The organism is Mesorhizobium sp. C089B, from assembly GCF_030323125.1.
Taxonomy (GTDB): domain Bacteria; phylum Pseudomonadota; class Alphaproteobacteria; order Rhizobiales; family Rhizobiaceae; genus Mesorhizobium.
The window spans coordinates 6,269,223-6,280,926 of record NZ_CP100469.1; the positions used below are offsets into that span (position 1 = coordinate 6,269,223).

General features: G+C 59.0%; 9 protein-coding genes. 3 read left to right on the top strand and 6 right to left on the bottom strand.

Annotation, left to right across the window (positions count from 1 at the left end; genetic code table 11):
• Nucleotides 1-233: 233 nt before the first annotated feature.
• The 6 genes from NLY44_RS30615 to NLY44_RS30640 form a co-directional block, all read right to left on the bottom strand.
• Complete coding sequence (locus NLY44_RS30615; protein WP_023804473.1) at nucleotides 234-1,085, bottom strand: sugar phosphate isomerase/epimerase family protein; 852 nt, start codon at nucleotides 1,083-1,085, stop codon at nucleotides 234-236.
• Nucleotides 1,082-2,107 (bottom strand): ABC transporter permease, encoded by a 1,026-nt coding sequence (locus NLY44_RS30620; RefSeq protein ID WP_023804472.1) that lies wholly within the window; start codon nucleotides 2,105-2,107, stop codon nucleotides 1,082-1,084. Before NLY44_RS30620 ends, NLY44_RS30615 begins: the two co-directional genes overlap by 4 nt.
• Nucleotides 2,104-3,111 carry an ABC transporter permease gene (locus NLY44_RS30625; protein WP_023804471.1) on the bottom strand — a complete coding sequence of 336 codons (1,008 nt, stop codon included), beginning with the start codon at nucleotides 3,109-3,111 and terminating at the stop codon, nucleotides 2,104-2,106. The genes NLY44_RS30620 and NLY44_RS30625 overlap by 4 nt, the downstream gene beginning before the upstream one ends.
• Nucleotides 3,104-4,618, bottom strand: a complete 1,515-nt coding sequence (locus NLY44_RS30630) for a sugar ABC transporter ATP-binding protein (RefSeq protein WP_023804470.1) — start codon at nucleotides 4,616-4,618, stop codon at nucleotides 3,104-3,106. The genes NLY44_RS30625 and NLY44_RS30630 overlap by 8 nt, the downstream gene beginning before the upstream one ends.
• A gap of 80 nt (nucleotides 4,619-4,698) precedes the next feature.
• Entirely contained in the window at nucleotides 4,699-5,691 is a 993-nt protein-coding gene (locus NLY44_RS30635) for a substrate-binding domain-containing protein (protein WP_023735711.1), read from the bottom strand.
• Nucleotides 5,692-6,056: 365 nt separating this feature from the next.
• Nucleotides 6,057-7,136 carry a substrate-binding domain-containing protein gene (locus NLY44_RS30640; RefSeq protein WP_023692318.1) on the bottom strand — a complete coding sequence of 360 codons (1,080 nt, stop codon included), beginning with the start codon at nucleotides 7,134-7,136 and terminating at the stop codon, nucleotides 6,057-6,059.
• 1,013 nt (nucleotides 7,137-8,149) lie between these two features.
• On the opposite strand from NLY44_RS30640, the gene NLY44_RS30645 reads away from it, so the two are divergent.
• From NLY44_RS30645 to NLY44_RS30655, 3 genes are all read left to right on the top strand, one after another.
• Entirely contained in the window at nucleotides 8,150-9,172 is a 1,023-nt protein-coding gene (locus NLY44_RS30645; protein WP_023667745.1) for a LacI family DNA-binding transcriptional regulator, read from the top strand.
• A gap of 172 nt (nucleotides 9,173-9,344) precedes the next feature.
• Nucleotides 9,345-10,358 (top strand): SIS domain-containing protein, encoded by a 1,014-nt coding sequence (locus NLY44_RS30650; protein ID WP_023729125.1) that lies wholly within the window; start codon nucleotides 9,345-9,347, stop codon nucleotides 10,356-10,358.
• Between the two features lie 28 nt (nucleotides 10,359-10,386).
• A complete protein-coding gene (locus NLY44_RS30655) occupies nucleotides 10,387-11,694 on the top strand; it encodes an ABC transporter substrate-binding protein (protein ID WP_023804469.1) in 1,308 nt (435 codons plus the stop codon).
• Nucleotides 11,695-11,704: the final 10 nt, after the last annotated feature.

An 11,704-nucleotide genomic window follows, 5' to 3' on the forward strand; every position in this document is an offset into this window, starting at 1 on the left:
CGGCTCGCGGCCGCCGAAGGTAGGGCTGCGATGCCCGAGCCGGTGAAATAGATGTTCGCGGCAGTTGCGATCGCCGACCGGTTGGCTGCTTGCGCCCGGGGGGCAGCCGAAGGCCGGGATCTAAAAGGCCGCAATATTGCCTCTCGAGCGGCTCCTGCTTCGAAGGCAGTCGCCGCAATGTCGATGCAGTCGGCTCATGATGTGCCGAGTTTGATCTCGCATGGTGATGTAACTTATGCGATCAGCCCGTACTGCCGTGCCTTGTTGCGCAAGAACGGCAGACCGTTGCCCATCACAACCGCTTCACTCTCGGCCACCGGACGCCACACGCTGAGGCCAAACGCCAGACGCGGATCCATGTTGATGAAGCTCTCCATCGCGAGCCCGCCCTTGAAGCCGATCGCGGCCAGCGTCGCGAACGTCTCATCCCAATTGCAATTGCCCTCGCCCGGGGTGCCGCGATCAGACTCGGAGAGGTGGATATATTTGAGGTAATCGCGGGCGACGATAATACCGTTGCCCATACCTTTCTCCTCTATGTTCATGTGATAGGTATCAAGGTGCACGAACATATTGTCGGCGCCGACTCTCTCGATTAGTGCCACCGCCTGAGCCGCGGTGTTGATGATGTGGTTCTCGTAACGGTTCACGGCTTCGACACCGAGTTCGACGCCGCGAGACTTGGCTTGCGCGGCGGCGGACGTCATCACTTTCGCAATGTTATCAAGTTCGTCCTGGGTAGGTGGCACGCCAGTACGCTCGCCGATGCCGCCATAGATTACGCCGCACAGCGCCTGGGCTCCGATGTCGGCCGTCTTGTCGATAGCCACCTTGAGAAAGTCAATCGCCTCCTGTGGGTGGCGCGATGCCCACGCATATTCGGGCAACCCTAGCGAGCACACCGCCTGCATGCCATTTGCCGCCAGCAGCTTGCGGGTGTGATCGGCATCGCAAGAAAATGGATCGGCCAGCGAAATTTCAATGAAATCGAGATCGTATTTTTTCACCGCCGCTACAGTGTGCTCGGCGCCCTCTACGGACCAACCACTCGTCCACATGCTCGTATGAACGCCAAAACCCTTCATCGTGTTATCCTCATGAAATTGAGCTGCCCGGCAGCCCATCGCAAGATCATGACGCCGATCAGCATGATGCCCCAAATGGCTGTGGCCAGGTGCTGGCTGGCGCCCAAGAGATTCAGTCCCGAAGAAAGCAACTGCAAAACGATGAGGGCTAGGAAGACCGAAACGACCTTGCCGAAGCCGCCAAACGGATTCACCCCGCCCAAGAAGCAGGCAAGCACCGTAATCAGCACATAGGACTCGCCATGGCCGACACGGACGGAATTGAATCGTGCCATCATGATAATGCCGGCCAACGCACACATGGCGCCAGACAGCGCGTAGATCAGAATGATCACGCGTCGCGTCGAGATGCCGGAATAGCGCGTCGCCTCGATGTTGGAGCCGACCATATAGTTTGAAAAACCAAGCCTGGTTCGGGTCATCAAGACATGCCAGACGATGACTGCGCCGAGCAGTATCAGCAGCGGGACAGGAATGCCGACGATGCTGCCGTGGCCCAGGGGCTGGATGAATTCAGGAAAGCCCGAAATGTCGGCGCCGCGGGTCAGAAACTCGCCAAGGCCGCGCAGGAAAATCATCACCGAGAGCGAAACGAGGATGGGGTGCGCGCCGGTATAGGCTATCACCGGGCCCATGACCAAGCCGCTTGCCGTGCCAACGCCGACCGCAAGAACGGAACCGAGTAGAAAGGCATAGATGCTTGCGTCCGGTCCTCCGTTGGCCTGAAGAACCCAGGCGAGCGTGAGGCCACAGAGATTGGCCGTGAACGTCACGGCGAGATTGATGCCGCCCGAGATGATCGGCATCAACATCGCGAGCGTAAGCAGTCCAAGTTCAGGCAACTGGAAGGCCACCGATTCAAAAGTAGCTTTGGACAGGAACCGCGGCGAGAGGGACCCGAAGAATCCAATCACCAAAATCAATGCCAGCAAAAGCCCGATATTCTCGGCGCCCAACTTGCCGGCAAGACGGCGCAAGAATCCGTGCCGCAGCGCTCCAGTTTCGAGCACGCGCTGCGTCATGTACCCATCCTCTGCCGCAAGCCCGCGAGGATATGCCCGAGCGGCGCGTTGGACAGCGTGATGGCAATCAAGATGATCGCCCCGACGATCATCTTGAAAGCATAGGGAGAGATGCCGAGGAGGTTCAGCCCGTTTTGCGTCACCGACACAAGAAACACGCCAAGGATGCAACCGAGCACGGTGCCGCGCCCGCCACCCAGCCTGGCACCGCCAAGGACAACAGCTGCCAGCACGTCCAGCTCGCGCCCCACCAATGCGTTGGGCACGACTTCCTGGGAATAGTGCACCTGCACAAGTCCCGCGATCCCGGCCATCAAACCAAGCCAGCCGAAGGCAATGAAGTGCATCGCCGCAATGTTGATACCGAGGCGACGGGCGCCCTCCGGGTTATCGCCAAAAGCGTATAGCTGCCGTCCCGTGGTGGTATACCGGATAAGCCCCCAGGTGGCGGCGACGCAGACCGCCATGATCGCAACCGGCAGTGTTAGCTCGGCCCAATTGCCATTCGCCTGTTGGAACTCGAAAAGCACAGTGCGATGCGTCCACCATGCAGGCAGATTGTAGATCGATACACCGTGCGTGAAGAACATCAGCAGGCCGAAAAAAATATTGAAGGTGGCGATGGTGACAACGATTGAAATGATCTGGAAATAGTAGATGAGGCCGGCGTTCACCGCACCCAGGGCGATCCCGACAATTGCCGCCAAGGTGAGGCCGATGAACCAATCACCACCTCCCATTTGGGCTAGAGCCAGCGCCACGACGTATTGAACCACTGACGCGGCCACAGCGAAGGAGATGTCGATGCCCCCAGCGATCAACACCACCAGCAGCCCAACGGCGAAGATCAGATTTGTCGAGCTTGTGTTGAGCAGATTGAAGAGATTGGCAATGGTGAAGAATTTGTCGCTCGCAACGGAGAGACCCGCGCTCATGATGAGAAGAACCACAACGAGCCATGTCTCGGTGGGATGAGCCCGAAAGAGCTTGCCGCGGCTATGCATAGACCGCAGCTTCCAGGTTGCTGAGCGAGATGGCGTGCGGGTCGTATTCGGCGACTATCTTGCCCGCGGCCATATGGAGGATGCGATCGGCGTTGAAATAGACCTCCGGCACTTCATCGGATATCAGCAGAATCGCCAGGCCTTCGGCAGCGAGCTTGGCGACAATCTCGAAGATGCCGGCCCGCGCGCCAACGTCCACCCCCACGGTTGGCGAATCAAGAATGATCAGTTTCAGTCCGACCGCCAGCCATTTGGCGATGGCCACCCTTTGCTGGTTGCCGCCTGAGAGCGTGGAAATCGCATCGGTCTGCCGCCCGATTTTTATCGCCAATTCCTCGATCCAATGATTGACGAGCGCATCCTTCTTCTCCGAGGAGATCAGCCCTCGATCAAGGATCTTGTCGAGCACCGGGATAACGGCGTTGTCGGCGATGGACTGAGCTTGTATGAGACCAAGGGACAAGCGGTCTTCGGAGAGGTAGCCAATACCTGCCCGGATTGCGTCGCGGTTGGAGTTCAGATGAAGAACCGTCCCGTTAAGTGAGATGCTGCCGCGGTCTGGGCGCAGCATGCCGAAAATCGAAAGCGCGAGTTCTGTGCGACCGGCGCCGAGTAGCCCGGTAAGGCCAAGCGTTTCACCGCGCCGTATTGTCAGCGAAACGTCGTCATAGTCGCCTGCGCGGGTCAATCGGTCGATCTTCAACACGACCGGTGATCCACTAAGGTTTCTCGTGCTCACGGTTTGGTCGAAAGTCTTGCCGGTCATCAGTTCGGTGAGGCGTGATTGGGTCATTCCGGCGGTCGGGAACACCCCAACGACCTTACCGTCGCGCAGAACGGTGACGCGACTTGAGATCTCCAGAACTTCCGCAAGGCGATGGCTGACGAAGACGATGGCCATGCCTTCATTCGAGAGTGTTCGAACGATCGCGAGCAACCGGTCTGTTTCCGATTGAGTAAGCGACGATGTGGGCTCGTCCATGAAAATAACCTTCGCATCGCCGGCGAGCGCCCGGGCGATGGCGACGATCTGACGTTGGGCGATTGCAAAGCTACGCAGAGGCGCGTCGACATCGAGGTCGGCGCCAAGCCGCGCCAACAGCCCTCGCGCCACCTCGCGAATGCGCGAATGATCGACGAGCCGAGGCATGTTGCCGAGGACAGTTCTGATCCCGATATTTTCCGCGACTGTCATTTCAGGAAACAGTGCGAGGTCCTGCCAGATGACTTCCACCCCGGCGCTGCGCGCCGCAGCCGGCGACATGATGTCGACAGACTTTCCGGCGATCGACATGTTTGCGCCGGCTAGCGGCTGACAAACGCCGGTGATTACCTTGATCAGGGTGCTCTTGCCGCTGCCGTTCTCACCGGCGATGCATTGCACTTCACCCGGGAGAACCTCGAAGGCGACATCCTGGAGGGCTCTAACGCCACCAAATGTGACGCTTATGTTGCTAAACGACAGAACCGATGGGAGGTCCTGCGTCGTAGACGCGACGAGGTTCACGGCGGGCCCTTCTGAAATGACTAGGATGGGGCGTGCCGGGATTGATTTGCCACCCCGGCACGCCAGCCATGGTCCGCCATCTAAAGCCCTAGGGCTGCAAGACCATCGACCGTTTCGACCGTGATAGGCTGCACAGCGTCCACGATGATGGTGCCGGTTTTGAAGTCAGGGTGAACGACACCCAGACCTTCGATCGTCATGCCGTCGGTGATTTCACCGCCGCCCGCCAGAAAATCAGCCATTGTTACGAATACTTTGCCCGCTTCCAGAGGATTCCACATGTAGCCGCCGTCAATAATGCCGGACTTGAGCATTGCGCTGCCTTGGCTAGGCGAGAATGAACCGACAAGAACCACCTTGTCACCAAGCTTCTGCTCCTCGATCGCGCGTCCGGCGCCGATCGGTCCCTGACTGCCGAACGTCAGGAAGCCGCCGAGGTCAGGATTGGCGGCAAGCACATCCAGAGCCGTCTTTCGGCTGTCATCGGCGCTCTCGGCGACGCCATATCTGTCGCCAACCATCTGCATGTCGGGAAAGTTCTTCTTCAGGTAGGCGATTGCAGCATCGGCCCAGGCATTGTGTGCGGGCACGGTAAGAGAACCCACGTACACGACGTACTTGCCTTTGCCGCCCATTTTCTCGGCAAATAGTTTGGCATGGGCCTCACCGAAACCAACGGCCGAGACCATTTCGAAGTCCCAATCAGCGTTCACCTGGTCCGGCGATTCATGGGTTATGACCTTGATGCCCGTGTCGCGCGCCTTTTTTAGAACCGGCTCGAGAACGTTTGCATCATTCGGCACGACGCCAATTACGCTGACGCCCTGAGCTATCAGGTCTTCGATCGCGCGGACCTGAAGTGCAGGGTCGGCGCTGGTCGGCCCGACCATGAAGCCGTCGTCGCCAAGCTCTTTCGACTTTTCCTTTATTCCCGTTTCCATGGCATTGAACCAGGGAATGCCGCCGATCTTCACGACGACTCCAACCTTGATGTCCTTCGCCAGTGCAGCATCCATTGTGGCGACCGAAAGGGCTGCGCCGAACGCTGCCGCGAGTATAGTTTTTGCTAACATTTAGTTCCTCCCTGATTGACGAGTTTTTGGGTTGCCTATTGCCCATGTCGGCTTTGTTTGGCCCACCCCTTTGGGCCCTACGGCATTGACGCACTCGGCGCCGCATTCCTCCCAGAACGCGCCATAAAAGACTTTGAATGCCGGCCGGTCAAGGTGCTAAATAGATTTAGCAAGGCGGTCACGCCACCAGCGTCTAAAAACATTTCTCGATTGATGTAAACGATCCGCCCTTTCGCACTCAGGCTGCACCCGTAGAAACGACATGCGATCCCCCGCGAGCCTTGGGTGGAGGCGGTGCTACCCAGATCCGAGGTGCTGATGAACGGAGTTGAACTTCTGCAACGATGTCTCGTGACAAAGAATTGCTAGTGGTCGATGCTCGATTTGGATGCCGAATCCCAATCTTCTTGGGCGCCGTCATGCTCTCCGGTTCGCCCAAAGCTGGTCGGTACGGTCACCAGCGGAAAGTGGTCTATCGAATAATTCTCCAGAAGCGAAAATCCTTCAGCAATCATCACCTCGACATTCTGTCGGACCATGGTCACATCGAAGGGCAAATGCGCCGCGAATGGATCCCAGTCGAAGCTTCCGACAACAACCCGTCCAAGCTCACTTGAGGCTAGCGTCGAAGTGAACCGCAATGTTCCTTCAAGAGCGGTCACGCCGTTGACGAACATACCTGAGGGCAGATGCCCAAGCTGAGCGTATCGTGCAGCGAGAGACCGAGCAGCGTTGGTCGGTGCGTATCCGCAGCAGTCAATCGTGCCCGGGCCCGTAACAATCCCATGCGCTGCCAGCGCATCGTGAAAACCCAGCAAACGGCTACGTGTTGCGTCATCATCGCTGACCCCGCCAAAGAAGAAGAGATCTTCGGTGGAGCCCCCTCGTTCTTTCAATTTCTGAACAATGATCTCTGTGAGCGCCTTGGCGCCCCCGTAGTTGTCAGAAACAACTGAGGGAGCCCGGCGGCCTGGCAGATCGATGTTGATGCACCGGACGCCCGCTGCCCGGCACAGATCATTCAGCGGATCGGGGTCACGAACGCCCGCAAGGAAGAGAAATTCCACCTGCTGGGCCAGCAGGGTTTCCGTCACACTCAACTCGTTATCAGGATTGCGATGGGTGCTGACGACGATCGGGCATAAGCGGTGGACGCGGGATTCCGCTTCAAAGGCTTCGGCCAATCCGGCGAAGAAGCGATTGCGGTAATGTGGCAAGATCATTCCAGCGAGCCCGGATCGGGAAAGCCGCAATCCTCGTGCCTTGAGGTTGACAGCATAGCCAAGCCGCTCAGCCCAATCGAGGATGGTCGCTGCGGTTTCCGCCTTGATCCGGTGCTGTTGCCACGAGCCATTGAGGACGAGACTGACCGCTGTCGGGGACGACTTTGCCGCCACCGCGATGTCATAAATCGTTGACTTGCGTCGGACAGACTTTCTCGCCATTCGTGACGCTCCTACTAGCAGATGCAGTAGACGCTAGTGCGGGGTCAAGGCAACATCTCTAAATTGCGTCAAACGGTTTGGAGGAGCGACCCCACGGAAGGACGCGGCCTCTCGTGCCTCCGGTCCGGTCTCCCTGATTGTCTCGATCGTTGCAATGACAGCGCCAGGGAAATCGGCAGATTTGGGATTTTCCCTGAAGCTTCGTTCAGCGTCACTGGAGACACCAACCCCAGTGTTTCGGCTTTGGTCTCCCCGATGATCAATCACCTTGCAAAGGTCGACGAGAAGTTTCGATCAGTTTGGAGCCCACCGTTGGCAATGGTCGGGCGCACGCGCCACGATCGAGTCCTCCGTTTCAATAGCGGGAAGATGAAAGTTTTGGGTTTCTGAGTCTCTATCTGGCCTCAAAAGGGTGCTGCCGGATGCGCCTTCGTCTCCGGGCGTTGTTTGCGTACTTGGCCGAGGTGCCCTTGCTTGGCAAGTTCCTTCCGCGACAAGGGTCTGCTCGACAGCATTTTCGTCGCTATTGCCAATGCGGAGCCCCGGAGGATCAAAACCGGTTAGCAGCATGATGCCGACGGTTCAGAGCAAGCGACTCAGATTCCCAATTTGCTCAGAGTCCCCCGGCCTGTGGCTCTCCGTGCAGCGGGCCTTGAGCGTCTGGCTCGACCTTTTTGAAAGCTCGCCTCCAATCGCTGGACGAGTTTGGCGGCAAGGCTAGTCGTCTCCATCGGTGTTATGATCGATGCCAGGGAGGCCGCCTGGATCATGGCGTGAACTCATTGCCGTATGCTGGCAGTGCAAGGCAATGAACTGACTGCACAACATGTAGGTGCATTCGTGGATCAAATTTCCAGATAGCCAAACAGCGCGCGTATCTCGATTAGGTGGCAAGGAGTTGCGAAAGCTATGTTCGCAGTTTGAGAATCGTCCGATATGCCGCACAACCATGCCGGCAAGACGAGCCGAGAATGATCTGACGCAATGTTCAGATCCAAGAAGGACGGTTACCTGTGGCCCAGAAAGGAATCACACTAAAGGACGTTGCCGCAGCGGCTAAGGTGTCGCGCGCCACGGCCGCCCGGGCGCTCAACAGCTATGGTTACGTTGGCGACGAGACGGCGCTCCGCGTGGTTGAGGCAGCCGAAAGGCTGGGCTATCGGGCCAACCTCGTCGCGCAGGCGCTGCGCAGCGGACAATTGCCGATCATAGGCTTCGTGCCCGGCGATATCCAGAATCCGTTCTTCGCCCGAATCGCGCACGACATAGAGGTGGAACTGCGCAAGCACCGCCACAATCTTCTGATTGCCAGCAGCGAGGAGAATGTAGAACAGGAGAAAGAACTGCTTGAGAGCCTTCGCTCGCTCAGCATTCGCGGCTTCATCCTTGCCCCAACGTCTGCAACCGACAGCCAGCATATTGTGCAACTGGCCCGCGAAGGCGCGCCGATCGTGCTCATCGACCGCGTGGTAAAGGACCTGCAATGCGACAGCGTCGTCGTCGACAACGAGGGCGGGGCACGCGAGGCAGTGGACTATCTGGTTGGCAACGGTCACCACCGGATCGGTCTTCTGCGCGACGAGTCACGCATCTTTACGGCACAGGAACGCTTGGCTGGCTACGAAAACTCGCTCCACTCGCATGGGATCGCAATCGATGAAGCGCTCATCGGCGTATCGCGCTCGACCGTCGAGCACGCCATCGAAGCCACGATCCGCCTGTTCAGCCGGCGCAATCGCCCCACCGCACTGTTCACGGTGGACAGCCTCATGACGCAAGGCGCGCTTCTTGGCCTGCGTTCAATGGGACTCTCGATTCCGCATGACGTGTCGGTGGTTGGCTTCGATGACTTCAACCTCGCCACGTTCACCGATCCGCAGATAACGGTCGTGGCGCAACCCATCTCCGAGATCGGACCGCTCGCCGCTAGATATCTGCTGGAGCGGCTTGCCGGCAAAAAGGTTGCACCGCGCCGTACCCGATTTCAGACCCGCTTGATCGTACGCGGATCGGTTGCCCGGCGCGCTGTGCGCTAAAGAGCAAACCCCTCGATTTCGGAGAATTTCGTCTAAAGGACTTGCCATTGGCGAAATTGCGTGCCCATTATCGCTTGTGAGATCGATCTCACATCGGAAAACGAGCTAGACGGCCCACCGACGCCTAAGGCGGGCTAGAGGCCTGTCACACGCGAAATACAAGGAAAACGTCATGCTGAACTTCGATAGGGACCGCTTCGTGAAGATCCAAAGCGGGGCCGTCGCCGTCGCAGGTGAGGTTCGCTCACTGATGCGCACACTGCTGGCAGATGGCGTCGAGCGGCTGTTTTTCATGGGCACCGGCGGCGTGCAGCTTCTAACCTTGCCCGCGATCGAGTTGGCGCAGCGCTGTTCCACCTTCCCGGTGAGCGGTGCCTATCCGGCGCAGGTCGTGATCGATCCGCCCGCCGGTCTCGACAGCAAGGCCGTGGTGGTCATCCCGTCCTTGTCGGGCACGACCAAGGAAGGCGTCGAGCTCATGGCCTTTCTGAAAAAACGTGGTGTGCGCACGATTTCGCTCACCGGCCATTCGGATACGCCAATCGCACGGGAGGCTGACCACAATTTCACGAACTTCGCCGAAGACGACACCTCGTCGGAATCCTTCTACCTGCAGACGCTGCTGATCGTCCTGGCCCTGCTGGAAGAGCGCGGCGAATATGATGATTTTGATGGCACTGTCGCCGAACTCAAACTGCTGCCGGATCTGCTTGCCGACGCCAAGGCTGCCTTTGAGGACAGGGCGGCCGAACTGGCCCAGACAATCAAGGACGATACCTATCACATCTTCACCGGCGCCGGCTCGGTGTGGCCGGAAGCACACTATTACGGCATGTGCATCCTCGAAGAGATGCAGTGGATTCGCACCCGCCCGGTGCACGCCGCCGACTTCTTCCACGGTACGCTCGAGTTGGTCGAGCCGGGCGTCAGCGTTTTCGTGTTCAAGGGCGAAGATGCCCTTCGGCCCCTGGCCGACCGGGTCGAGAACTTCGCCAAGCGCTACACGGACCGCGTTCGCACGCTGGACGCGGCCTCGGTCAAGTTGCCGGGCATCTCCGCAAAGGTCCGCGGCATGATCTCGCCGGTTCTGCTCGCCACCTTGCTCGAGCGGCTGAGCGCCCATCTCGAGGTGCTGCGCAACCACCCGCTGACCACCCGTCGCTACTACAAACGCGTGGAATATTGATCCCCTCTCACCTCTGAAGGAGCTATCCATGAAACGTTCGCTGCAAATCGTGGCGGTCACGGTGGCCGCGGTATCATCATTGGGGTTGTCGATAAGCGGCAGTTCCGCCGCTTCGCCGGCTGTCACGGCCGACCCAAACGCCAAGGTGGAATACACCGGCACGCTTTCGGTCCTGACCAAGTTCGGGCTGCAACAGCTGTCGCCCTATTTCGTCAACCTGGCACAGGCCTATGAGAAGCTCCATCCGGATGTGAAGGTCGAACTTATCCAGGAGAGCGACGACAGCGTGAAGGGCAAGACCAAGACGCTGGTCGCTTCCAACTCGCTGCCCGATATCTATTTCTCCTGGACAGGCAGCTGGGGTGGCAATTTCGTGCGCGGCAATCGCGCCGTTGATCTCACGCCCGTCATTGCTGCCGATACCGAGTGGGGCAAGTCGCTGTCTCCAGCCGCCGTCAAGGCGTTCCAATACAACGGCAAGTTCTATGGCATTCCGCTTTACCAGGATGCCAAGTTCATGGGCTACAACAAGCAGATCTTCGCCAAGCTCAGCCTCAAGGCACCGGGCACTTTCGAGGAATTGCTGACCAGCTGCGACGCCCTCCGCAAATCCGGCGTGACACCGATCTCCTTCGGCAACAAGGAGGCCTGGCCGGCAATCCACTTTGCAGGCCAGCTGCTCGCCTACAACGTGCCGCAGGGAACGCTGGAACGCGACTTCGATCCGGCCACCGCCCAATACATCGCAGCACTCAAGCAGTTCAGCCAGCTTGTCGAGCGCTGCACCGATGGCGCCGGCGTCAACGGCACATCCTATGCCTCGGCTCTCCAGGCCTTCACCAACGCGCAGTCGGCCATGTACTACCAGGAGATCATCGAGTTCGATCAGGCCGCCACGCCGGAGTCGGCGTTAAAGCCCGCCGATTTCGGATTCTTCCGGCTGCCGGTGCCCGCCGGCGCCAAGGGTGACGCCAAGTCGATCGAGGGCGCGCCGGAGGGCTACATGATCAATGCGGCATCGAAGAACATCCCGCTGGCGATCGATTTCATGAAGTTCGTGACTTCGAAGGAAAATGCGCAGGTGCTGTCTGCGCCACCCTATGGCCAGCCGAGCGCCACCATCGGCGGCGCCTCGGAATCGAACATGAGCGCGGCTGTGGTCGATGGCCTCAAGGATATCAACGCCGCCTCATACCTCATGCCCTGGCTGGATACGGCCAACCCACCGCGCGTCGCCGCCGTCTGGCTGTCCAGCCTGCAGGCGCTGGCGGGCGGCTCGATGACGCCCGAGCAAGTGATGGACGAGGTGCGCAAAGCCGCATCCGCGGCCAAATAAAGCAGGCGAG